Annotated in this window: 22 protein-coding genes; 16 read left to right on the top strand and 6 right to left on the bottom strand. The window is 73.4% G+C overall.

The genetic code is table 11. From position 1 onward, the window contains the following. Positions 1-113 precede the first annotated feature (113 nt). A complete protein-coding gene (locus ABZ370_RS23755; protein ID WP_358624288.1) occupies positions 114-1,475 on the top strand; it encodes a hemolysin family protein in 1,362 nt (453 codons plus the stop codon). After that, positions 1,472-2,476, top strand: a complete 1,005-nt coding sequence (locus tag ABZ370_RS23750; RefSeq protein ID WP_358624286.1) for a hemolysin family protein — start codon at positions 1,472-1,474, stop codon at positions 2,474-2,476. The genes ABZ370_RS23755 and ABZ370_RS23750 overlap by 4 nt, the downstream gene beginning before the upstream one ends. Before the next feature lie 96 nt (positions 2,477-2,572). Here ABZ370_RS23750 and ABZ370_RS23745 read toward each other — a convergent pair whose 3' ends face one another. Beyond that, a complete protein-coding gene (locus tag ABZ370_RS23745; RefSeq protein WP_009712946.1) occupies positions 2,573-2,824 on the bottom strand; it encodes a hypothetical protein in 252 nt (83 codons plus the stop codon). Positions 2,825-2,944: 120 nt separating this feature from the next. After that, complete coding sequence (locus tag ABZ370_RS23740; RefSeq protein WP_358624283.1) at positions 2,945-3,157, bottom strand: hypothetical protein; 213 nt, start codon at positions 3,155-3,157, stop codon at positions 2,945-2,947. 67 nt (positions 3,158-3,224) lie between these two features. Between ABZ370_RS23740 and ABZ370_RS23735 the strand changes: the two genes are divergently transcribed. The 3 genes from ABZ370_RS23735 to mug all read left to right on the top strand — a co-directional run bounded on the left by ABZ370_RS23735 (position 3,225) and on the right by mug (position 6,097). Next, positions 3,225-3,995, top strand: a complete 771-nt coding sequence (locus ABZ370_RS23735) for an SGNH/GDSL hydrolase family protein (RefSeq protein WP_358624281.1) — start codon at positions 3,225-3,227, stop codon at positions 3,993-3,995. 108 nt (positions 3,996-4,103) lie between these two features. Next, a complete protein-coding gene (purB, locus tag ABZ370_RS23730; RefSeq protein ID WP_358624278.1) occupies positions 4,104-5,537 on the top strand; it encodes an adenylosuccinate lyase in 1,434 nt (477 codons plus the stop codon). Positions 5,538-5,545: 8 nt separating this feature from the next. Further along, positions 5,546-6,097, top strand: coding sequence for a G/U mismatch-specific DNA glycosylase (mug, locus tag ABZ370_RS23725; RefSeq protein ID WP_358624276.1), 552 nt, complete (start codon positions 5,546-5,548; stop codon positions 6,095-6,097). Positions 6,098-6,099: 2 nt separating this feature from the next. On the opposite strand, the gene ABZ370_RS23720 is transcribed toward mug, so the two are convergent. Continuing rightward, positions 6,100-6,519: a hypothetical protein gene (locus ABZ370_RS23720; RefSeq protein ID WP_358624274.1), complete on the bottom strand. Its 420-nt coding sequence runs from the start codon at positions 6,517-6,519 to the stop codon at positions 6,100-6,102. A 353-nt stretch (positions 6,520-6,872) separates the two neighbouring features. Between ABZ370_RS23720 and ABZ370_RS23715 the strand changes: the two genes are divergently transcribed. After that, positions 6,873-8,129 carry an ROK family protein gene (locus ABZ370_RS23715; RefSeq protein ID WP_358624271.1) on the top strand — a complete coding sequence of 419 codons (1,257 nt, stop codon included), beginning with the start codon at positions 6,873-6,875 and terminating at the stop codon, positions 8,127-8,129. 16 nt (positions 8,130-8,145) lie between these two features. Here ABZ370_RS23715 and ABZ370_RS23710 read toward each other — a convergent pair whose 3' ends face one another. Then, complete coding sequence (locus ABZ370_RS23710; RefSeq protein ID WP_358624268.1) at positions 8,146-8,889, bottom strand: GntR family transcriptional regulator; 744 nt, start codon at positions 8,887-8,889, stop codon at positions 8,146-8,148. 163 nt (positions 8,890-9,052) lie between these two features. Here ABZ370_RS23710 and ABZ370_RS23705 point away from each other — a divergent pair, with 163 nt between their 5' ends. Both ABZ370_RS23705 and ABZ370_RS23700 read left to right on the top strand, forming a co-directional pair. After that, positions 9,053-9,799 carry an SDR family oxidoreductase gene (locus ABZ370_RS23705; RefSeq protein WP_358624267.1) on the top strand — a complete coding sequence of 249 codons (747 nt, stop codon included), beginning with the start codon at positions 9,053-9,055 and terminating at the stop codon, positions 9,797-9,799. A 121-nt stretch (positions 9,800-9,920) separates the two neighbouring features. Beyond that, a complete protein-coding gene (locus tag ABZ370_RS23700) occupies positions 9,921-11,504 on the top strand; it encodes an alkaline phosphatase D family protein (RefSeq protein WP_358624264.1) in 1,584 nt (527 codons plus the stop codon). 100 nt (positions 11,505-11,604) lie between these two features. Here the strand turns inward: ABZ370_RS23700 and ABZ370_RS23695 are convergent, their stop codons facing one another. Together ABZ370_RS23695 and ABZ370_RS23690 are read right to left on the bottom strand one after the other, a co-directional pair. After that, positions 11,605-12,171 carry an acylphosphatase gene (locus tag ABZ370_RS23695; RefSeq protein WP_358624262.1) on the bottom strand — a complete coding sequence of 189 codons (567 nt, stop codon included), beginning with the start codon at positions 12,169-12,171 and terminating at the stop codon, positions 11,605-11,607. Between the two features lie 22 nt (positions 12,172-12,193). Continuing rightward, complete coding sequence (locus ABZ370_RS23690; RefSeq protein ID WP_358624518.1) at positions 12,194-13,291, bottom strand: YbfB/YjiJ family MFS transporter; 1,098 nt, start codon at positions 13,289-13,291, stop codon at positions 12,194-12,196. A gap of 216 nt (positions 13,292-13,507) precedes the next feature. On the opposite strand from ABZ370_RS23690, the gene ABZ370_RS23685 reads away from it, so the two are divergent. From ABZ370_RS23685 to ABZ370_RS23650, 8 genes are all read left to right on the top strand, one after another. Then, positions 13,508-14,359 carry a LysR family transcriptional regulator gene (locus ABZ370_RS23685; RefSeq protein ID WP_358624259.1) on the top strand — a complete coding sequence of 284 codons (852 nt, stop codon included), beginning with the start codon at positions 13,508-13,510 and terminating at the stop codon, positions 14,357-14,359. A gap of 197 nt (positions 14,360-14,556) precedes the next feature. Next, on the top strand, positions 14,557-15,552 hold the full coding sequence (locus ABZ370_RS23680; RefSeq protein WP_358624257.1) for an MDR family oxidoreductase: 996 nt from the start codon (positions 14,557-14,559) through the stop codon (positions 15,550-15,552). A 107-nt stretch (positions 15,553-15,659) separates the two neighbouring features. Further along, complete coding sequence (locus tag ABZ370_RS23675; protein ID WP_358624254.1) at positions 15,660-17,102, top strand: CoA transferase; 1,443 nt, start codon at positions 15,660-15,662, stop codon at positions 17,100-17,102. Positions 17,103-17,173: 71 nt separating this feature from the next. Further along, complete coding sequence (locus tag ABZ370_RS23670) at positions 17,174-17,527, top strand: hypothetical protein (RefSeq protein ID WP_358624252.1); 354 nt, start codon at positions 17,174-17,176, stop codon at positions 17,525-17,527. A 33-nt stretch (positions 17,528-17,560) separates the two neighbouring features. Continuing rightward, positions 17,561-18,082, top strand: coding sequence for a DUF1990 domain-containing protein (locus ABZ370_RS23665; RefSeq protein ID WP_358624251.1), 522 nt, complete (start codon positions 17,561-17,563; stop codon positions 18,080-18,082). A 166-nt stretch (positions 18,083-18,248) separates the two neighbouring features. Continuing rightward, entirely contained in the window at positions 18,249-19,523 is a 1,275-nt protein-coding gene (locus ABZ370_RS23660) for a GNAT family N-acetyltransferase (protein ID WP_358624249.1), read from the top strand. 97 nt (positions 19,524-19,620) lie between these two features. Further along, on the top strand, positions 19,621-21,303 hold the full coding sequence (locus ABZ370_RS23655) for a DUF885 domain-containing protein (RefSeq protein WP_358624247.1): 1,683 nt from the start codon (positions 19,621-19,623) through the stop codon (positions 21,301-21,303). Positions 21,304-21,589: 286 nt separating this feature from the next. Next, positions 21,590-22,120: a GNAT family N-acetyltransferase gene (locus tag ABZ370_RS23650; protein ID WP_358624244.1), complete on the top strand. Its 531-nt coding sequence runs from the start codon at positions 21,590-21,592 to the stop codon at positions 22,118-22,120. The last annotated feature ends 2 nt before the right edge of the window (positions 22,121-22,122 follow it).

Here is a 22,122-nt window from a genome sequence, read left to right as displayed (position 1 = left end):
GCGGCCCCGACGGCCCTTCGCCGTGCCTCTACCCTTGAGGTGCTTGAGGTGTGCGGCGTCTCCCGTCGCGCGCTCCTCCGGGCCCTGCCGGATCATGGGACGGAGGTGACCCCATGACCGAAGTCCTCCTCCTGGCCGTGGCGCTCCTGCTCGCGCTCGCCTGCGGTGGATTCGTGGCGGCGGAGTTCTCGCTGACCACGGTCGAGCGCAGCGAGCTCGACCGGGCGGTGGAGCGCGGCGAGCGCGGTGCGGAGAGCGCCCTGAAGGCCGTGCGCGGCCTGACGTACCAGCTCTCGGGCGCCCAGCTCGGCATCACCGTCACCAACCTGGTCGTGGGCATGCTCGCCGAGCCGTCCATCGCCGTGCTGCTGGGCGGGCCGCTCACCGCGATCGGGGTGCCCCGCTCCGCCGTCCACTCGGTGGCCCTCGTCGTGGGCACCGCCCTGTCCACGGTGGTGATGATGGTCGTCGGCGAGCTGGTCCCCAAGAACTGGGCGATCTCCCGCCCGCTGCCGGTCGCCCGGGCCGTCGCCACCCCGCAGCGTGCCTTCAGCGCGGCCTTCCGTCCGCTCATCGCGCACCTCAACAACACCGCCAACCGGCTGGTGCGCCGGATGGGCCTGGAGCCCGCCGAGGAGCTGGCCGGGGCGCGCGGCCCGCAGGAGCTGATCGCGCTCGCCCGGCACTCCGCGAAGGAGGGCGCGCTGGAGAAGGACACCGCGGAGCTGTTCGTCCGCACCCTGAACCTGGCCGAGCTGACCGCGCAGAACGTGATGACGCCCCGGGTGCAGGTGATCGCGCTGGACGTACGGGCCACCGCCGAGGACGTCGCCAACGCGACCCGCGCCACCGGGCTGTCCCGCTTCCCCGTCCACCGCGACAGCCTGGACGCGGTGGCGGGCGTCGTCCACATCAAGGACGTCCTCGCGATCCCCGCCGACGCGCGGCCGTGGCACCCGGTGTCCGAGCTGATGCGCGAGGCCCTGCTCGTCCCCGAGTCGCTCACCGTGGACCGGCTCCTGGACCGGCTGTCGGTGCGGCGCAGCATGGCCGTGGTCATCGACGAGTACGGCGGCACGGCCGGTGTCGTCACCCTGGAGGACATCATCGAGGAGGTGGTCGGCGAGGTACGCGACGAGCACGACCCGCACGAGACTCCCGATCTGGCCCCGGCGGGCGAGGACGCGGCGGGCCGGGCGGTGTACGACGCGGACGGCGCCGCCAGGGTCGATCAGCTGGAGGGGATCGGGCTGCGGGTGCCCCCGGGCCCGTACGACACGCTGGCCGGGCTGATCGCGGCCGAGCTGGGCCGTATCCCGGTCGTGGGCGACACGGTCGAGCCGGAGGGCTGGCGGATGGAGGTGGTGAACGCGGCGGGCCACCGCGCCGCCCGGGTCCGGCTGCACGCCCCGCTCCCCCACCACCACGACGACGGCCATGACCACGGCCGGGACCACGGCGGGGCGGGCCCATGATCGCCGTCCAGCTGTTCATCGGCCTGCTGACGCTGGTCGCGAACGCCTTCTTCGTGGGCGCCGAGTTCGCCCTGATCTCGGTGCGGCGCAGCCAGATCGAGCCGTACGCCGAGCGGGGCGACCGCCGGGCGCGGGCCGTGCTGTGGGGGCTCGAACACGTCTCCGCGCTGCTGGCGGCGGCCCAGCTCGGCATCACACTGTGCACGCTGGTGCTGGGCGCCGTCGCGGAACCGGCCATCGCGCATCTTCTGGAGCCGCTGTTCCACGCGGCCGGGCTGTCGCTCGGCCTGATCCATCTCATCTCGTTCGTGATCGCGCTGAGCCTGGCGACGTATCTGCACATGCTGGTCGGCGAGATGGTGCCGAAGAACGTGGCGCTGGCCGAGCCGGTGCGCACCGCGCTGCTGCTCGGGCCGCCGCTGGTGGGGCTCGCGCGGGCGCTGCGCCCGGTCATCTTCGCGGTGAACGCGTTCGCCAACGGTCTGCTGAAGCTGATGCGGGTCGAGCCCAGGGGTGAGGTGGCGGCGACGTTCTCGGATGACGAACTGGCGCGTATGGTCGCGGACTCCAGTGAGGCCGGGCTGCTGGACGACCGGGGTGCGACGCGGCTGCGGGACGCGCTGGAGCTGGGCCGGCGGCCGGTGCGTGACGTGGTGCTGCCGATGGACCGGGTGGTCTCGGCGCGGCTCGGGGCGACGCCGGAGGAGCTGGAGCGGATGTCGGCCGAAACCGGCTTCTCCCGCTTCCCGGTGATCGACGACTCCGGGCAGATGCTGGGCTATCTGCATGTGAAGGACGCGCTGGACGCGCATCCGCGCGATGTTCCGTTCCGCCCCGATCAGCTGCGGCCGGTCGCCCGGGTGCGGTCGCAGACGCCGCTGGACGACGTGCTGACCGCGATGCGCGACAGCGGCACCCATCTCGCGCCCGTCGTCGACGCGGAGGGACGGCTGGAGGGGCTGGTCACGATGGAGGACGTGCTGCGCCTCCTGGTGGCGTGACGAGGCCGCGTCTCGTGATGCCCGACGAGCCCGACGAACCCGGCAAGCCTGGCGAGACGGTGTGGCGGTGTGACGGGGAGCGGCAGAACCGGTCCGTCACTGGTCCCGTCTGGACTCATGGGCGATGATGCACGCCTGCCAATGGGCCAGCGCCTCCTCCCGTCCGCCGCCGCCCTCCTCGGCGACGGCCAGCAGCGCGTCGGCGGCCATCGCGGCGAGCCGGACGGCGACCCGGCATACGTCGCGCGTCTCCAGCGGCTCCAGCAGGGCCGCGGCACCCTCACCGTCATCGGCGAGGGCGGCGGCGACGATCGCCATCGTCGTACGGTCGCATTCAAAGGCATCCACGGGCACCAGACTGCCCTACTCCACGCCGTCCGGAACCCTGCTCCGCCCAACCGAGGGACCCGTTCGCACCCGCGCGCCCACCCCGCCGGAGATTCCCGGCCACCCCCGCGCGCGGGGCGCTCACGGCAGGCGGCCGGGCCGTGCGCCCGCCGGGTCGTAGCGGAAGACGACGTATTCGACGTGCCCGATCACCTTCGTACGGTCGGTCCGCCGGTACAGCTCGGGCGGCCGGAAGATGTTGTCGTCGTAGATGTCCGCGCCCGGTTCGAGGTTCCAGCTCGCCGTCGTCCCGTTCCGGGCGCCGCCCTCGAAGTAGATGTGGGTCAGCGCCATGCGGCTCATCATGCGCGCGCCACGGCCTCCGCGCAGCCCGCGTGCACCGGATAAGATCGGCCGAGCCATGCAGACGAACACCACATATACAAGCTTTGTCGCGGTCGGCGACTCCTTCACCGAAGGCATGTCCGACTCCCTCCCGGACGGCGGCTACCGCGGCTGGGCGGATCTCCTCGCCGCCCGGCTGGCGGCCCACACCCCAGGGTTCCGGTACGCCAATCTCGCGGTGCGCGGGAAGCTGATCGGCCAGATCGTGGACGAGCAGACGGGCCCGGCCGCCGCGATGGGCGCGGACCTGGTGACGCTGGTCGGCGGCGGGAACGACGTCCTGCGCCCCAAATGCGACATCGGCCGGGTATGCGGGCTGCTGGAGGAGGCCGCCGACCGGCTCGCGCCCAGCTGCAAGAAGCTGGTCCTGATGCGCGGCCCGGGGCGGCGCGGCCCGGTGCAGGGCCGGTTCCAGCCGCGGATGGAGCGGCTGTACTCCTTCGTGGACGAGCTGGCCGTGCGGCATGACGCGACCGTCGTGGACCTGTACTCCTCCGAGGCGGTCGGCGATCCCCGGATGTGGGCGGACGACCGGCTCCATCTGAACGCCGAGGGGCACCGCCGGGTCGCCGAGGCCGTCTGGCAGGCGCTGGGCCACGACCCGGAGGAGGACTGGGACGCGCCGCTGCCGCCCGCGGTCCGCCCGGGCTGGCTGGCCCGCCGCACCTCGGACGCGCGGTTCGCCCGCGAGCACCTCGGCCCGTGGATCGCCCGCCGGATGACGGGCCGCTCCTCGGGCGACGGCCGGGCGCCGAAGCGGGCCGAACTGCTGCCCTACGAGGGCTGATCGGGCCGGGCCGGTGGACACCGGTCCGGCCTGGGCAGTGGGCACCGGTCCGGCCTGAAGAATGGGCACCGGTCTGGCCTGGGGATACGGCCAGTAGACTCTGTGCACGTGACTGGTAAGCCGCGCATTCCGAACGTCCTGGCCGGCCGCTACGCCTCGGCGGAGCTGGCCGTCCTGTGGTCCCCCGAGTACAAGGTGACGCTGGAGCGGCGGCTGTGGCTCGCCGTCCTGCGTGCCCAGAAGGACCTGGGCATCGAGGTGCCGGATTCGGCCCTCGCCGACTACGAGCGGGTCCTTGAGGACGTCGACCTCGCCTCGATCGCCGAGCGCGAGAAGGTGACCCGGCACGATGTGAAGGCCCGCATCGAGGAGTTCAACGCCCTCGCCGGTCATGAGCACGTCCACAAGGGCATGACCTCCCGCGACCTCACCGAGAACGTCGAGCAGCTGCAGACCAGGCTCTCCCTGGAGCTGGTGCGCGACCGTACGGTCGCCGTGCTGGTCCGGCTCGGCAAGCTGGCCGCCGACCACGCCGAGCTGGTGATGGCCGGGCGTTCGCACAACGTCGCCGCGCAGGCCACCACGCTCGGCAAGCGCTTCGCGACCGCGGCGGACGAGCTGCTGGTCGCCTTCGGGCGCTTGGAGGAGCTGCTCGGCCGGTACCCGCTGCGCGGCATCAAGGGCCCGGTCGGCACCGCGCAGGACATGCTGGACCTGCTGGGCGGGGACACGGGGAAGCTGGCCGAGCTGGAGCGGCGGATCGCCGGTCACCTGGGCTTCGCGCAGGCGTTCACCTCGGTCGGCCAGGTCTACCCGCGCTCGGTGGACTACGAGGTCGTCACCGCCCTGGTGCAGCTGGCCGCGGCCCCCTCCTCGCTGGCCAAGACGGTCCGGCTGATGGCCGGGCACGAGCTGGTGACCGAGGGCTTCAAGCCGGGCCAGGTCGGCTCGTCCGCGATGCCGCACAAGATGAACACCCGCTCCTGCGAGCGCGTCAACGGCCTCGCCGTGATCCTGCGCGGCTACGCCTCGATGACCGGCGAGCTGGCGGGCGACCAGTGGAACGAGGGCGACGTCTCCTGCTCGGTGGTGCGCCGGGTCGCACTGCCGGACGCGTTCTTCGCCTTCGACGGGCTGCTGGAGACCTTCCTGACCGTGCTCGACGAGTTCGGTGCCTTCCCGGCCGTCGTCGCCCGTGAGCTGGACCGCTACCTGCCCTTCCTCGCCACCACCAAGGTGTTGATGGGCGCCGTGCGGGCCGGGGTGGGCCGCGAGATCGCCCATGAGGCGATCAAGGAGCACGCGGTCGCCGCCGCCCTCGCCATGCGCGAGCAGGGCGCCGAGCGCAACGAGCTGCTCGACTCCCTCGCCGCCGATGAGCGGATTCCGCTGGACCGGGCGGCGCTGGAGGCGCTCATGGCCGACAAGCTGTCCTTCACGGGCGCGGCCGCCGACCAGGTCGGCGCGGTGGTCGCCCGGATCGAGGAGATCGCCAAGCGGCACCCCGAGGCCGCGGCGTACGCACCGGGCTCGATCCTCTGACACCGCCCGTGACCCCGGACGAACTGGAGGCCGCCCGCGACCGCATCGTCCCCGATGTGGTCGGGGACGGTCTGCGGGTCCTCTTCTGCGGCATCAACCCCGGGCTGATGACCGCCGCCACCGGCCATCACTTCGCCCGCCCCGGCAACCGGTTCTGGCCCGTGCTGCACGCCTCGGGGTTCACCCCGAGGCTGCTGCACCCCTCCGAGCAGGGCGAACTGCCGTCGTACGGGCTGGGCATCACCAATGTGGTCGCCCGGGCCAGCGCGCGGGCCGATGAGCTGTCCGACGAGGAGTACCGGGAGGGCGGCCGGATACTGGAGGAGAAGGTCCGCCGCCTGCGGCCGCGCTGGCTCGGGGTGGCGGGAGTGACCGCCTATCGGGTCGCGTTCGGCGACAAGCGGGCGAAGATCGGCCCGCAGGAACGGACGATCGGCGACACCCGCGTCTGGGCCCTGCCCAACCCCAGCGGGCTCAACGCGCACTGGACGAAGGCGGCGATGGCGGAGGAGTTCGCCCGGCTGCGCGCCGCCGCCGAGGCGGACCCGGGCACCTCCTGACGTCAGCCGACGGCCGACTCCCCTATCGCCACCAGCAGCTGGAACGGCAGCTCCCGGTCGCCCTGCCCGACCCCGAGACCGACCCAGCGCCCGTCCACCTGCCAGATGTGCAGCTCGGGCACATATCCGCACAGGGCTTCGAGCGGCGGCGGAACCGGCTCGCCCATCGCCGAACGCTCCAGGGCGTCGCCGAGGTCGAGGACCCGGGGAGCGCCCCACCGTAACGTCAGCACCTGCACGAGGACGCTCAGCTCGGCCTCGAACTCCTCCAGCACCTCCTCCACCCGGGTCAGGTCCGCGTCCCAGAAGTCCTCGCTCACCCGGAGGTCGGCGACATGGAACCCCGGGCCGCGGCGCTGCGCGGGAAAGTCCCGGGCCCGCAGGGCGTCGATCGTGGCCAGGTGGTCCGCCGTACTGGTCATGCCCTCAGTAAACAACCCGGGACCGACATCTGGCCGCCCGTCAGGTGTTGGATGGCCGCCATGAATACGGCGAGGCAGCGGGCGCGTGCGGGGTGGCCAGGGGGTGTCTTGTCGGTCAGGCCGGATCAGCGAGCGGCGTCTGGTGCGGTGCCTCGCAACCCGCGTGAGGAGAGCGCAGCGGCGCTGCGTGCGACGAGCGCGGGGCCGCGAGGTGCCGTGCCAGGCGTCGGGAGCCCGGCATGACCGGCAAGACACCCCCTAAGTACCTGGGCGTGCGCGGGGTCGCGGGCGGCTCGCCGTGCCCGCCCCCAGCAGATACGATCCGGCACACACTCAGTGGGAGGGGGACCGACGTGGGGCGGCTGACCGGCGGTGATCCGTCCCTGCTGCGGCGCATCAACTCCGCCGTGGTGCTGCAGGCGCTGCGCGCCGCCACCGCTTCCGCTCCGCCGGATGCCCCCTCTGGTACAGAGGCCCCGCGGGCCCCGGGTGTCCCGGAGGGCGACGCCGGGTCGTCCGGCCCCGGCTGTGCCTCCCTCACCGACCTCACCCTGGCCACCGGCCTGTCCCGGCCCACGGTCGAGGGCGTCGTCGACGGGCTGATCGACAGCGGGCTCGCGGCGGAGGTGCCCGCCGAGGAGGGCGGAGTGCGCCGCCAGGGCCGCCCCGCGCGCCGCTTCCGGTTCCGCGCCGAGGCCGGGCATCTGCTGGGCATAGAGATAGGAGCGCACCGGGTCGCCGCCCTGCTGTCGGACCTGGACGGGCGCCCGCTCGGCTCGGCGGTGCGCGAGGTGTCCGAGAAGGCACCGGCGGACGAGCGGCTGGACCGGGTGCGGGCCGCCGCCGCGGATCTGCTCCGGCACACCGGGGTCGCGCGCTGCTCGCTGCGGGCGGTCGGGGTGGGCAGCCCCGGCGTCGTGGAGGCCGACGGCACCGTCCATCTGTGCACCGCCCTGCCGGGCTGGACGGGCCTGCCGCTCGGGGAGCGGCTGCGGCGCTCCTTCCAGTGCCCGGTGCTGGTGGAGAACGACGCGAACACGGCGGCCGTGGCCGAGCATTGGAAGGGTGCCGCGGCGGGCTCGGACGATGTGGTCTTCGTCCTGGCCGGGCTGAGCCCGGGTGCCGGATCGCTGATCGGCGGGCGGCTGCACCGCGGCTACGGCGGCGCGGCCGGGGAGATCGGCGCACTGCATCTGCTGGGCCGCGAGGCCAGCCCGGAAGAGGTGCTCTCCACCACCGGCGAACCGCTCAACCCCCTGGACGAGGCGCAGGTCGTACGGGTCTTCGCGCTCGCCCGGGACGGCGACGCGCGGGCGCGCGCGGCCGTGGACCGCTTCATCCGGCGGCTGGTGCACGACACGGCGGCCCTGGTGCTGGCGCTCGATCCCGAGGTGGTCGTGGTGGGCGGCTGGGCCGCGGGGCTTGACGGCGTGCTGGACCCGCTCCGCGACGAGCTGGCCCGCTACTGCCTGCGTCCGCCGCAGGTCGCCCAGTCGCTGCTGGGCGAGGCCGCGGTGACGACGGGTGCGCTGCGGCTGGCGCTGGACCATGTGGAGGCGGAGCTGTTCGCGGTGGAGAGCACGGTCACCGCGCGCCGGGCGGCCCGCTGAGGCCTCTCGGTCCGGTTCAGCCCGCCAGCAGCTCGATGCCGCCCGGGTCGCCGAAGGTGAGGCGGCAGGTGTCGGCGCGGTAGGTGGCCACGGCGACCGCCGCGGTGCGGTTCTCCGCGACGTAACGGGTGGTCACGACGAGAACGGGGGCGCCGGGCAGCCGGTCCAGCTCCTTGGCGTCGTCCGCCCGGGCCGACCCCAGCTCCACCGACTGTTCCCGCCCCTCCAGCCGCAGCCTGCTCAGCTCGCGCAGCACGGCGCGGGCGCGGGCCAGCCCGCTGGGGGTCCCGATGGCGGCGAGGCCGGGAACGGACGCGGCCGGTACGTAGAGCAGTTCGGCGGCGAGCGGCTGGCCCTGGCTCACCCGGGTGCGCCGCACCTGGTGCACGGGGGCGTCGGGTTCGGTGTCCAGGAGCCGCAGGACCGCGGCGGGCGGCACCGCCTCGACGCTGTCGACGCAGGCCCAGGCGTCCTCGCCCGCCTCCGTCCAGGTGTGGGTGTAGTCCCCGACGGCCACGCCGACGCGCGGCGGCGCGACGGTGGTGCCGACCCCGCGGCGGCGCTGCAGCCTGCCCTCCAGTTCGAGCTGTTCGAGGGCCTGCCGGAGGGTGGCGCGGGCGACGCCGAAACGGGCGGCCAGCTCACGCTCGTTGGGCAGGATCTCCCCGACCGCGAACTCCGAGTCGAGCGCCTCACTGAGCACGGTCTTCAGATGCCAGTACTTCGGCTCCGGTACCGAGTCGAGCTGCGTGGTCCCCACCCTGATCTCCCCCTGTGCTTCTTTATGCGTGCTTATTTATTAAACATTGTTGCAGTATCAATGTGACCATAGGGCGGGGCGCAAACTTGGTCAAGACCAATGTCCGATCAGCTATCGTCATGATCATTCCAACAGGGACGGTAACGGGGCGGGAGCTGAGGTAATGGACCAGGTCACGGTCGTGACGGGCGGCAGCCGTGGGATCGGGGCGGCGGTGGCGGTGCGGCTGGCACGCGCCGGACACAGCGTCGCCATCGGCTACGAGCAGGACCGGGAGGCCGCCGAGCGGAGTGCCGAACTGGTGCGCGCGGAGGGGGCGCGGGCCGCCGTCGTCCAGGCCGACACGAGCGTCGCGGAGCAGGTCGAGGCGATGTTCGACGCGGTGCGGGAGGACCTGGGCCCGATCACCGGGCTGGTCAACAACGCCGGGATCACCGGGCCGTTGGGCCGCTTCACCGAGACGTCGCCCGAGGTGATGCGGCGGGTCGTGGACGTCAACGTGACCGGCGCCCTGCTGTGCGCGCGGCGCGCGGCGCGCGAGATGTCCACCCGGCACGGCGGCCGGGGCGGCGTCATCGTCAACGTCTCCTCCGGTGCGGCGACGACCGGCAGCCCCGGGGAGTACGTGCACTACGCGGCCAGCAAGGCGGCCGTGGACGCGATGACCGTGGGCCTGTCGAAGGAGCTGGCCGCGGAGGGCATCCGGGTCAACTCGGTCCAGCCGGGCATGACGCTGACCGATATCCACGCGCGGATGGGTGACCCGGAGCGGCCGTGGCGGAATCCGGAGCGGGTGCCGATGGGCCGTCCGGGTGAGCCGGACGAGATCGCGGGCGCGGTGGCGTGGCTGCTCTCCCCGGACGCGTCATACACGACCGGAGCGGTGCTGCGAGTGGCGGGCGGACTGTAGCCCAGCGGGCCCGGGACTCATCGGAAGCTCCTGCTGTTTACTGTGCGTTCGGGAATGAGGCATCTCGCACCGATAACAACAGACCAGCACAGCTGTTCTACGAGTTACGGGAGGCTCCACCATGGCGCGGGAATCCGGCAGAGGGATCGGGCGGCGTTCGGTACTGCAGGGGTCGGCGGCCGCGTCCGCGGCGCTGGCCCTGCCCGCCGCGGCGTCGGGGGTGGCATCGGCGGCGCCCGCACAGGCGCTGTCGGGGCGCCCGAGCGCCCGGTGGGGCGTGCAGACGGGGGACGTGACGACGTCTTCGGGGCTGGTGTGGGTGCGTTCCGACCGCCCGGCCCGCATGATCGTGGAGACCTCCGCGACGGAGTCCTTCACCCGGCCGCGGCGCTGGCAGGGTCCGCTGCTCGGGCCGGGCACGGACTTCACCGGCCGCACCGCGCTGCACGGTCTGCCCTCCGGCAGCCAGGTGCACTACCGGGTGCTGCTCGCCGACCCGGAGGACCCGCGCCGCACCGGCGAGCCGGTGCACGGGACATTCCGTACGGTGCCGGAGCGCCGTAAGGGTGTGCGCTTCGTCTGGTCCGGCGACCTGGCGGGGCAGGGCTGGGGCATCAACCCGGACGACGGCGGCTATCGCGCCTTCGAGGAGATGCGCCGTCGCGACCCGGACTTCTTCCTGTGCAGCGGCGACAACATCTACGCCGACGGCCCGCTGACCGAGACCGTCAAGCTGCCCGACGGCTCGACCTGGCGGAACATCATGACGCCGGAGAAGTCCAAGGTCGCCGAGACCCTGGACGAGTACCGCGGCAACTTCCGCTACAACCTGCTGGACACCAATCTGCGCCGGTTCCACGCCGAGGTGCCGACCATCACCCAGTGGGACGACCACGAGGTGCTGAACAACTGGTACCCGGGCGAGATCCTGGCCGACGACCGCTACACCGAGAAGAAGGTGGACGTGCTGGCGGCCCGCGCCCGGCAGGCGTTCGCCGAGTACTTCCCGATCAGCACGCTGCGGCCGGACGCGAGCGGCCGGGTGTACCGGGTCCAGCACCACGGCCCGCTGCTGGACGTCTTCGTGCTGGACTGCCGTACGTACCGGGACGCCAACTCGCCCGGCCGTCAGCCGGACGACGCCCAGGGCATCCTGGGCGCCGAGCAGCTGGCGTGGCTGAAGCGGGAGCTGTCGCGGTCGCGCGCGGTGTGGAAGGTGATCGCCTGCGACATGCCGCTCGGTCTGGTGGTCCCGGACGGGGACAAGGACTTCGAAGCGGTGGCGCAGGGCGACCCGGGCGCCCCGCTGGGCCGTGAGCTGCAGCTGGCGGAGCTGCTGCGGCACATCAAGCACCAGAAGATCACCGGCACGGTGTGGCTGACGGCGGACGTCCACTACACCTCGGCGCAGCACTACGACCCGTCGCGGGCGGCGTTCAAGGACTTCGCGCCGTTCTGGGAGTTCGTCACGGGCCCGCTGAACGCGGGGTCCTTCCCGGCGGTGAAGCTGGACGGCACCTTCGGCCCGGCGCAGCCGTTCGTGAAGGCGCCGGACCGGGCGAACGTCTCGCCCGCCGAGGGCTACCAGTTCTACGGCGAGGTGGAGATCGACGGCGACAGCGGCGAGCTGACGGTGCGGCTGCTGGAGGTGGGCGGCGCGGTGCTGTTCACCAAGGCGCTCAAGCCGGGGCTGGTCGGCCAGTAGCGGAAGCCGACGTGGGCGGTACGCGCCCCTGGGGCGCGTACCGTGGCAAGCCGTCATGGACTGACGGATGCGCCGGTTCGCGCTGAGCGAGCGATGCGCGCTACGCGGCCGGAGCGTCGTCCAGGACGCGGAAGTCGCGATCGCCCTCGGGGTTCTCGGCGGCCACGGCGCACTCGGTCACCTCGGCGGCGCCCGGCCCCTCTGCGGCCCAGCTCACCAGGCGCTGTACGCCGCCCGGTGATCCCTCGAAGACGGCTTCCACGTCGCCGTTGTGAAGGTTGCGGACCCATCCGTTCACACCCGCTTCGCGGGCCAGTCGGCGGCAGGTGTCGCGGTAGTACACGCCCTGTACGAGGCCGCGGACGTGGACGTTTCGTCGGATCAGCACAGAGTCGAAGGCGGGGTCCGCCAGCGCCGCCTTCTGGGGTGCGGAGGCCCCGCTCTCGTCGGTGCGCAGCAGCGCGATGCCGACCATGGCGGCGTCCGCCCCGGCCCGTAGGACGTCGGCCACGTCGGTGGGGGCGGCAACCCCGCCGGTGGCGACGGTCGGCAGTCCGCCCGCGCGGGCGACGACGGCGGCGGCCAGGGCGGGCGTGCTCGGCCCGCCGGCCATCGGCGCGGCGAGGATCGGACGGTCGATGCCGAGACCGGTCAGCGGTGTGCTCATGAGCGCTCCTTGAGGTGCGAGGTCAGGCGGCCGGGGCCAGGTGGTGCGGGAAGCGGACGCAGACGGCCGCCGCCGCGGCCCCGGCCAGGGCGACCATGACGCTGCCCAGCAGCAGGGCCTGGTTGTAGCCATGGTTGAGCAGCGGCGCGGCGAGCAGCGGGCCGAGGATCTGGCCCGCGCTGTACCCGGCCGTCAGCAGGGCCACGGCGCGCGGCACGCGCAGGTGGGCGCCGATCGACAGGGCGATCGTGCTGACGCCCATGAAGGTGGCACCGAACAGCACCGCGGAGACGAGTGCGGGCATCGCGCCGCCGACGACGGCCGGCAGTGCGATGCCGACGGCCTGGATGATCAGCGCGGTCAACAGGAGGGCGGGCCGGGACCAGCGGCGGGCCAGCCGGGTCCATACGGCGCAGGAGGGCAGGGCGGCGAGGCCGACGACGATCCACGCCCCGCCGCCGAGCCGGCCCGGAACGTCTTCCTGGATGGCCGCGACGAGGAAGGTGCCGGCGATGATGTAGCCGATCCCCTCGAAGGTGTAGCTGGCCAGCAGGGCGATGAACCAGCGGTGGGTGCGCGGCCGGTCGGTCGGCCGGCCCGTTTCGGAGTGTTCGCCCGCATGCCGGTGGGGGGCCAGCGGCCAGGCGAGGGCGGCGAGCACCGCGGCGAGGGCGGCGCAGGTCAGCCAGGCCGCCTGCCAGGTGGACGCCGCCTGCACGGCGACGACCAGCAGGCCGGACAGGGCGATGCCGGCGCCGACCCCGCCGAAGGCCCAGCCGACCAGGTGGTGGGCGTGTACCCGTAGGCCGGTGAGCATGGCGCTGACGGCGATCACGAAGGTCAGCGCACTGGCCGCGCCCGCCACGAGCCGCAGTGCGAACCACACGGCGCCGTCGTGCGTGGCCGACATCAGCGCCAGCGTGCCGACCAGCACGAGGAGCGATCCGCGCAGCGCCGCCGCCGACCGTACGACGGCGGGGGCGGCGATCCCGATGAGGGCGCCGAGGAGGTAGCCGATGAAGTTGGCCGTGGCCAGGTTCGCCCCGAGCGCCGGGGAGAGCCCGGCCTGATCGCGCATCAGCGGCAGGATGGGGGTGTAGACGAACCTGCCGACCCCCATGCTCGCGGCGAGCGCCGCCGCTCCCTGGACGACGACCGTCCACGGAGATGTCGTACGCGGCGGGGGCGTGGTTGACGCGTGCACAGCGGTGGTCACCTTCCTGGTGGTGTTCGGGGGTCGCCTTCGACGCTAGGCAGCCCGTACGCGCCTGAGAAATGCCCGTTAGGCTGCCGCTATGCATGACGCGCATGGACGCCGGTGAGGGCCGCTGCGGGTATGGACATCGAACTGCGCCATCTGCGGGCCTTCAGCTGCGTCGCCCGCCACCGCTCCTTCTCACGGGCCGCCGAGGAACTCCTGATCACGCAGCCGGCGCTCAGCCGTACGATCGCGCAGCTGGAGAACAGGCTGAGCGTCCTGCTCCTGGACCGGTCCTCCCGGCACGTCGAGCTGACCGAGACCGGCGCGCGGTTCCTGGACCACGCCGAGCGGGTCCTCGCCGCCCTGGACGACGCCCTGGCCGTGGTCCAGCACCGCGGCGCCCTCCGGCTCGGCTTCAGCTGGCTGCTGCCCGACCCCTGGGCGCAGCGGACGGTCAGCCGCTTCGAGGCGGACACCGGCGCCTCGGTCAGCCTGAGCCGCACCGACGACCCGGTCCAGGCGCTGCGGCAGCGCACCGTCGACATCGCCCTCGTCCGGGGGGACGCCGAGGTGCCCGCGGGGATGCGGACGGTGCGCCTGTACGACGAGCCGCGGGTCGCCGTCTGCTCGCGCGAGAGCGACCTGACCCGTTTCACCCATCTGGAGTGGGCCGACGTCCCGCACTGGGCCCTGGTCGTCAACACCGTCAGCGGGACCACCGGCCCCGGGTCGTGGCCCGACGGCCGGCGCCCGGCCCAGGTCTTCGAGACGGCGAACTACGACGAATGGCTGGAGACGGTGGCCGCGGGCCGGGGCATCGGCATCGTCCCCGAGGTCGCGGAGCGCCGTACGCACCATCCGGCCCTGCGCTTCATCCCTCTCACCAACGCGCCCCCGAGCCCGGTGCGTCTTGTCCATCTGCCCGACGCCCAGCGGACGCTGATCCGGCGTTTCCTGGACGCCGCCCTGCGGAGCGCGTCCGAGTGACGTGCCCAGCCGGTCACCAGCCGCCATGCCCGCCGCGCATCGATGTGTCGCGACAGGCATTTCCCCCCGGCCCGGCCCGTCTTTAGCGTCGAGGGTGCGACTGGCGGTCAGCGCGGCACCAGCCGTCGGGCCGGTCTCGTACGAGGCCGGGGTCGGCCGGCCGCCACCCGCCGCACCCGCGACAGAAGGGCCGCCCCATGACCGCGTTCACCGGCTGGATCACCCGCGAACTCCCGGACGGGCACCGCGCCACGCTCGAAGAACTCGACAGCGGCGTGCTGGAGGACCGCGACACCACCCTGCGTGTGCACTATTCGAGCGTCAACTACAAAGACGCCCTCGCCCTCCAGGGCCGTCCCGGCGTGGTCCGCCGCCATCCCCTGGTGCCGGGCATCGACGTCACCGGAGAGGTCCTCACCAGCAGCCACCACCGCTGGCGCCAGGGCGACCTGGTCACGCAGAACGGCGCCGGGCTCGGTGAGGACCGGCACGGCGGCCTCGCCGGGTTCGCGGCCGTCGACGGCGGGGACCTCGTGTCCGTGCCCGCCACCTTCACCCCGGCCCAGGCGGCGGCCATCGGCACCGCCGGATTCACCGCCGCGCTCAGCCTCCTCGCCCTCGAACGGCAAGGGCTGGCCCCCGAGCACGGGCCGGTCCTGGTCACCGGGGCGGGCGGCGGCGTCGGCTCGATCGCCATCGCGCTGCTGGCCCACGCCGGCTACGAGGTGATCGCCGCGACCGGCCGTCCGGAGATCCTGCACGACCGGCTCACCGCGATCGGCGCGGCCCACATCGTCGACCGCGCGGAACTCGACCCCAAGGGGAGGCCGCTCGCCAAGCAGCGCTGGGCGGGCGTGGTCGACGCGGTCGGCGGCCCCGTCCTGGCGGGCGCGCTCGCCGGGCTGCGGCACTCCGGCACCGCCACCACCTGCGGACTCGCCGCGAGCGCCGAATTCCCGGGGAACGTCCTGCCGTTCATCCTGCGCGGCATCGGCCTGATCGGCATCGACTCCGTGCGCACCCCGCGCGGGCGTCGCGAGGCAGCCTGGCAGCTCCTCGCACGCCACCTCGACCCGGCCCTGCTCGACAGCCTGACCCGGACCATCCCCCTCGCGGCCGCTCAGGACGCCGCCGCCGACATGCTCGCCGGTCAGGGAACGGGCCGCATCGTCGTCGACGTCCGCGCGCGCTGACCCGGCCGCGCGGGAACCGACGACTTTAAGCACCAGCCCCCTGCCGCACACCACCACGGGGTACCGCGCGTGGCGGCCGAGGCAGGGACCGTACAAAGGAGAACACCATGGCCACCACAGAGGAAGGGCCGCGCGCCTTCGACGAACTCATGACGCTCCGGGGCGGCGAGCGGCCGGCGCCCGGCGAGGTGACGACGACGGGGTCCGACCCGCTGTTCGCCTCGCCGTTCCGCGTCGGCCGGACCCTCGCCGACGCCCTCGCGGCCCGTGCCGTCGCCGCGAACGACCTGTGGGAGATGCGGACGGGCCGCCGGCAGCGGATCGAGGTCGACGTACGGGCCGCGGCCGCCACGGCCCTCGGCGGCGAGGACATGACCCTCGTCCGCGACGCGTCGGGCACGTACCGGCCCATCCCGGTATCGCCCGACGTCGAGCACATGGCGTCGCTCACCCAGCCCTGGCGGACCGCCGACGACCGCTGGTTCGTACCGCACTTCAACCTTCCGCACCTCGAACAGCGCGTGCTGGACGTGCTGGGCTGCGAGGCCACGCCCGCCTCGGTGGAGGCCGCGGTCCGCGAGTGGAAGGCGGACGACCTGGAAGAAGCGATCGCCGCCGCCGACGCGTGCGGCGGAGTCGTCCGTACCGCGCGGGAGTGGCTGGACCACCCGCAGGGCGCCTATCTCGCCGGGCGCCCGGTCGTGGAGATCACCAAGATCGGTGACAGCGCCCCCGAGCCCCTGCCCGCCGGCGCCGAACCGCTCGCCGGCCTCCGCGTACTCGATCTCACCCGCATTCTCGCGGGGCCCACCGCCGCCCTCAGCATGGCCGAGCACGGGGCCGACGTCCTCATGGTCACCGCGCCGCACCTCCCCCAGGTACCGCCGTTCGTCCGCGACACCAGCCATGGCAAGCGCAGCGCCTACCTGGACTTCACCCGCCCCGACCAGGCCGCTCGCCTGCGCGAACTCGCCTCCGAAGCGGACGTGTTCATCGAGGGATACCGTCCGCACCGGCTGGAGGCGCACGGCTTCGGCCCGGCCGACCTCGCGGCCGTACGGCCGGGAATGGTGTACGTCAGCGTCAACTGCTTCGGCTCGGGCGGCCCGTTCGGGGGCCGCGCCGGATGGGACCAAGTGGCGCAGGCCGTGACCGGCGTCTGCGACATCCAGGGACACGCGACGGGAGCGGGCCGCCCGCAGCTCACGCCGGTCTTCCTCTGCGACTTCCTCACGGGCTTCCTGGGCAGCTACGGCGCGATGCTCGCCCTCGCGCGCCGCGCCCGCGAAGGCGGTACGTACCGCGTCAGCGTCTCCCTCTGCCAGTCCGCGATGCTTCTCCAGCGGCAGGGACTGATCAGCGGCTTCGACGACGCGGCGGGCCAGTTGGAGCCCACGGAGTTCGAGCGCTGCGCGGTGGCCGACGACGCCACCGCCTACGGCGATCTGAAGAGCCTCGGCCCCGTCATCCGCATGTCGGAGACGGCGCCCCGCTGGTCGGGGACGACGCCGAGGCTGGGCAGTTCGCGGCCGGCGTGGCTGCCGGGTTAGCCTCGATCTTGGGTGCGAATGCCGCGCCCTGGCGCGATTATCTTTCCGACCCACCATCACGGGGATTTCTCATGCGTTCGGCAACCGCCCTCCTCCTGACCGGCGCCTTGCTCGGGGTGGCACCCGCCACGGCCCAGGCGGCGCCGGCGCCTCACTCCGTCTCGCACGTCGCGCTGTCGTCGTCGAAGCGAGGCGGTAGCAGCAGCACTAGCGGTGGCGTCAGCAAGAGCGGTGGTGGCGTCAGCAAGAAGAAGTCGCGAAGCGGCGGCCACTCCTCCCGCAGCACCCACGGCGGCGACGGCGTGTCCACCGGAAAGAAGATGCCCCTGTGGGGGGCGATCCTTTTCCTGCTCGTCGTGGGCGGCCTCCTCGTCTGGAGCGCCGTCAGGTTCGTGCGTAAGATCCGGAAGTTTTTCAACAAATGACGGCCCGTCGGCGGGGCCGCGTACCGTACCGCCATGGCCTCCACCGATCTGCCCTCCCGCCTCACCTATCCGGAGGTGGGCGCCACCCGGCACCGGCCGCTGCCCGCCGGATACGGCCATCTGCGGGTGCGGACCCGGATCGGGGCGGGCCCGCAGGTGTTCGGGGCGGCGGGGCAAGCCGTCCTGGACTGGCGGATGCACCGGGCGGTCGGGGTCACGATCCGCGCCGACGGACCCGCCGCCGAGGGGCGGACGGTCGTGGTGGGGCTGGGGGCCGGACCGCTGCGGCTGCGCGCGCCGTGCGAGGTGGTGTGGACCGTGGCGGACGGGAGCCGGACCGGCTTCGCGTACGGGACACTGCCCGGCCACCCGGAGCGCGGCGAGGAGTCATTCGTGGTGAGCCTGGAGCGGGACGGCTCGGTGTGGCTGACGGTCACGGCGTTCAGCCGTCCGGCGATGCGGCTGACCCGGGCGGTGGCGCCGCTGGTGCCGTTCTTCCAGCGGGCGTACGCGCGCCGCTGCGGGCGGGTGCTGCGGCGGCTGGCGGCGGGGTAGGTTGATCCTGCACCGTTTGATCTCGTCGCCCGTTGATCTCAGCGCCCGTTGATCTCGCGACCATTTAATGTCGGACAAAACGAGCTTCTCTGATCAGATGCACACTTAACCCATAGGTCACAGAGCGTTTGTGATCACGCAACACCGTTGCGCGAGGCTGTTTCCCATGACTCCTCGAGCGACACCCGACCACCACTCCGCCCGGCCCCGCGACCGCTGGCGGCTGCCCACCTGGTGGCGCCGACTACACGGCCACGCCCCGCCGGTACCGGAATCCTCACCGGCGCCCGCGGACGACGTGCGGACCGACGCGGCCGAGGCCGCGGGCGCCCCGGAGGACACCCCCACCACGCTGTGGCGGATACGGACGACCGTACGGGACGAGCCGGGCACCCTGGCCGCGCTGTGCGGCGCGCTGGCCGGTCACCGCGTCGACATCCTGTCGCTGCAGACCCATCCGCTGGCCGACGGGACCGTGGACGAGTTCCTGCTGCGCGCCCCCGCCGCCGTACCCGCCGACGAGCTGAAGCGCTCGATCGCCGCCGGGGGCGGCAGCGACACCTGGATCGAGCGCGCCGACACCCACGACCTGGTGGACGCGCCGACCCGGGTGCTGACGCTGGCGACCCGTACCGCGCTGGACGGCGCCGAACTGCCGCTCGCGCTGCGCCAGTTGCTCGGCCGCTGCACCATCCACTCGCTTCCGGCCACCTCGCTCGGCGGCCGTCCGCTGGAGGACGCGCCGCCCGTCGAGGGGGTGCTGGAGGAGACGGTGATGCGGCTGCGGGACCCGTCCGGCGGGGCGCTCACGATCGAGCGGCCGCATCTGCCGTTCACCCCGACCGAGTTCGCGCGCGCCCGCGCGCTGGTCGACCTGGACGCCCGGCTCGGGCCGCGGCTGCCGCACCGCCGCGATGTGCTGACGCTGCCCGAGGGCAACGAGGTCACCGTGCGCCGGGCCGACACCCGGGACCTGGCCGAGGCCCGCGCGATGCACCAGCGGTGCTCGCCCACCACGCTCGGGCGGCGCTACCACGGCCCGGTCGGCGACGCCGACCGCTATCTGGACCATCTGCTCAGCCCGCGCTTCGGCCGCACCCTCGCCGCGTACACCGCCTCCGGACGGCTGGTCGCCCTCGGCCATCTGCTGTGGGACGGGGACGAGACCGAGGTCGCGCTGATCGTCGAGGACGCGTGGCAGCGCCGCGGCATCGGCGGCGAGCTGCTGCGGCGGCTGATCGCGATGGCCGCCGAGACGGGCAGCGGATGCGTGTACGCGGTCACCCAGTCGGCCAACACCGGGATGGTCGCGGCGATGCGCGCCCTCGGGCTGCCGCTGGACTACCAGATCGAGCAGGGCACGCTCGTGGTCACCGCCCAGCTCACCCCCGCACAGGTGCCCGCGCCCGCCCCGGCCCCGGCCCCGCGGACCGGCAGCTGAGCGGTCGGCCGGGGCCCGGGCGCGGGTCCCGGCCATACAGGCGCATGACATGGATACGCTGATGACGCCGCGCCCCCGGCCGTACGAGGATGGCCCCATGTCCGATTCCAAGAACGCTCCGCTGCCCCGACAGGTCGCCGACACCTACGTCGACGCCCTCATCGAACTCGATCCGATCACCGGCACCTTCCTGGGCGTTCCCGAGAGCGCACGCCGACTGCCCGACTTCTCCCCCGCGGGCGCCGACGCCGTCGCCGAGCTGGCACGCACCACCCTGGACCGGCTGACCGAGGCCGAGGCGCGGCCCGGTGCGGACAGCGACGCCGAGCGGCGCTGCGGGCGGCTGCTGCGGGAGCGGCTGACCGCCGAACTCGCCGTGCACGAGGCCCATGAGCCGCTGCGCGCGATCAGCAACCTCCACTCCCCGCTGCACTCGGTGCGCAGCGTCTTCACCGTGATGCCGACCGCCACCGACGAGGACTGGTCGGCGATCGCGGCCCGGCTGCGCACCGTCCCCGGCGCGCTGGAGGGCTACCGCGCCTCGCTCGCCGAGGGGCTGCGGCGCGAGCTGCCCGCAGGGCCGCGGCAGGTGGCCACGGTCCTCGGCCAGCTGGACGAGTGGATCGGCACCGACCGCGGCTGGTTCGCCGACTTCACCGCCGAGGGACCGGACGCGCTGCGCGGCGAGCTGGACGAGGCCGCGGCCGCGGCCACCGGGGCGCTGGCCGCCCTCCGCGACTGGCTGCGCGACGTCTACGGCCCGGGCGTCGAGGGCGCCCCGGAGGTGGTGGGGCGCGAGCGCTACCAGCGCTGGTCCCGGATGTGGAACGGCACCGACCTGGACCTGGACGAGGCGTACGCGTACGGCTGGGCCGAATACCACCGCATCCACGCCGAGATGCGCGCCGAGGCGGAGAAGATCCTGCCCGGCGCCACCCCGTGGGAGGCGCTGCGCCACCTCGATGAGCACGGTGTGCACATCGAGGGCGTCGAGGAGACCCGGGTCTGGCTCCAGGGGCTGATGGACGAGGCCATCGAGCAGCTGGACGGCACCCACTTCGACCTGGCCGAGCGGGTCAAGCGGGTCGAGTCGATGATCGCCCCGCCCGGGAGCGCGGCCGCCCCGTACTACACCCAGCCGTCGGTGGACTTCTCCCGCCCCGGCCGGACCTGGCTGCCCACCATGGGCGAGACCCGCTTCCCCGTCTACGACCTGGTCTCGACCTGGTACCACGAGGGTGTCCCGGGCCACCATCTGCAGCTCGCCCAGTGGGCTCACGTCGCCGACCGGCTCTCCCGCTACCAGGCCACGGTCGGCATGGTCAGCGCCAACGCCGAGGGCTGGGCGCTGTACGCGGAGCGGCTGATGGACGAGCTGGGCTATCTGACCGACCCGGAGCGGCGGCTCGGCTACCTCGACGCGCAGATGATGCGGGCGCTGCGGGTGATCGTCGACATCGGCATGCACTTGCAGCTGGAGATCCCCGGCCACTCGCCCTTCCACCCCGGTGAGCGCTGGACGCCGGAGCTGGCGCGGGAGTTCTTCGGGCTGCACTGCGGCCGCCCCGCGGACTTCCTCGACAGCGAGCTGGTGCGTTACCTGGGCATGCCGGGTCAGGCCATCGGCTACAAGCTGGGCGAGCGGGCCTGGCTGACCGGGCGGGAAGCGGCCCGCAAGGCGCACGGCGACGCCTTCGACGCCAAGAAGTGGCACATGGCGGCGCTGTCCCAGGGGTCGCTGGGGCTGGACGACCTGGTGGCGGAGCTGTCCGCGCTCTGATTCTCACGGATCTTCGAGGGGCGGCCGGACGGTATCCGCGATCGCGTTGTGCCCCGGCCGCCCCGCTTTCAGGGTCCGTTCCCCGCGTCCCGTTCGCCCCGCTCACCCCGCGCGGCGCCCGGCGGCTCGGCGGGGCGGGCCCGGCGGTGGTGGAGACGGGAGACGCCCAGGTCAGCGGTCTGCTGTTCCGGCACATCGCTGACGGGCGGCGCCTCGGCGCCGGGCCGAGTACAGTCTCGCTGGGCCGCGCGCATCCGCGCCGCGCCCCGGCGAGAGAGGGCCCCACGTGGCGTACCAGCAGGCGCACGAGAACGGTCGGTTCGTGCTGTGGAACGACCGGATGACGCTGCGCGAGCACACGCCCGGGGACGCGGCCGTGGTCGCCGACGGCAAGCCCGGCGATCTGGACTGGATCGACGGCGTCCCCGGCGACGCGTCGATCGGCGCCGCCGCGATGACCGCGCGCGCCGCGGCGGCGGGGTGCTACCGCTCCCCCTGGGGGTTCTACGCCATCCTGCGCGCCGAGGACGACGTCGCCGTCGGCAGCATCGGCTTCCACGGCCCGCCCGCCCCCGGCGAGGGCGAGGTGGAGGTCGGCTACGACCTGTCCCACTCGGCGCGCGGCGCGGGCTGGGCGACCGGTGCGCTGGGGCTGCTGATGGAGTGGGCCGCGGAGCAGTCGGAGATCCACACCGTCATCGCGACCACCGAGCCGTGGAACATCCCCTCCCAGCGGGTGCTGCTCCGCGCCGACTTCACGCGCACCGCCGACCGCGGCGACCTGTACGTCTACGAGCGCGGCGCCACGCGGGACTGAGC

Source organism: Streptomyces sp. NPDC005962 (assembly GCF_040629205.1).
Classification (GTDB): Bacteria; Actinomycetota; Actinomycetes; order Streptomycetales; family Streptomycetaceae; genus Streptomyces.
Note: the sequence above shows the minus strand (reverse complement) of the source record. Positions and strands in the feature narration are given on the sequence as shown.

Coding starts and splice junctions, on each gene's coding strand:
- ABZ370_RS23680 (WP_358624257.1), top strand. CDS start 14,557: ATGACCGCGTTCACCGGCTGGATCACCCGCGAACTCCCGGACGGGCAC.
- ABZ370_RS23735 (WP_358624281.1), top strand. CDS start 3,225: ATGCAGACGAACACCACATATACAAGCTTTGTCGCGGTCGGCGACTCC.
- ABZ370_RS23750 (WP_358624286.1), top strand. CDS start 1,472: ATGATCGCCGTCCAGCTGTTCATCGGCCTGCTGACGCTGGTCGCGAAC.
- ABZ370_RS23655 (WP_358624247.1), top strand. CDS start 19,621: ATGTCCGATTCCAAGAACGCTCCGCTGCCCCGACAGGTCGCCGACACC.
- ABZ370_RS23695 (WP_358624262.1), bottom strand. CDS start 12,171: ATGAGCACACCGCTGACCGGTCTCGGCATCGACCGTCCGATCCTCGCC.
- ABZ370_RS23705 (WP_358624267.1), top strand. CDS start 9,053: ATGGACCAGGTCACGGTCGTGACGGGCGGCAGCCGTGGGATCGGGGCG.
- ABZ370_RS23690 (WP_358624518.1), bottom strand. CDS start 13,291: ATGGGGGTCGGCAGGTTCGTCTACACCCCCATCCTGCCGCTGATGCGC.
- ABZ370_RS23720 (WP_358624274.1), bottom strand. CDS start 6,519: ATGACCAGTACGGCGGACCACCTGGCCACGATCGACGCCCTGCGGGCC.
- ABZ370_RS23700 (WP_358624264.1), top strand. CDS start 9,921: ATGGCGCGGGAATCCGGCAGAGGGATCGGGCGGCGTTCGGTACTGCAG.
- ABZ370_RS23670 (WP_358624252.1), top strand. CDS start 17,174: ATGCGTTCGGCAACCGCCCTCCTCCTGACCGGCGCCTTGCTCGGGGTG.
- ABZ370_RS23685 (WP_358624259.1), top strand. CDS start 13,508: ATGGACATCGAACTGCGCCATCTGCGGGCCTTCAGCTGCGTCGCCCGC.
- ABZ370_RS23665 (WP_358624251.1), top strand. CDS start 17,561: ATGGCCTCCACCGATCTGCCCTCCCGCCTCACCTATCCGGAGGTGGGC.
- ABZ370_RS23675 (WP_358624254.1), top strand. CDS start 15,660: ATGGCCACCACAGAGGAAGGGCCGCGCGCCTTCGACGAACTCATGACG.
- ABZ370_RS23755 (WP_358624288.1), top strand. CDS start 114: ATGACCGAAGTCCTCCTCCTGGCCGTGGCGCTCCTGCTCGCGCTCGCC.
- ABZ370_RS23660 (WP_358624249.1), top strand. CDS start 18,249: ATGACTCCTCGAGCGACACCCGACCACCACTCCGCCCGGCCCCGCGAC.
- ABZ370_RS23740 (WP_358624283.1), bottom strand. CDS start 3,157: ATGGCGCTGACCCACATCTACTTCGAGGGCGGCGCCCGGAACGGGACG.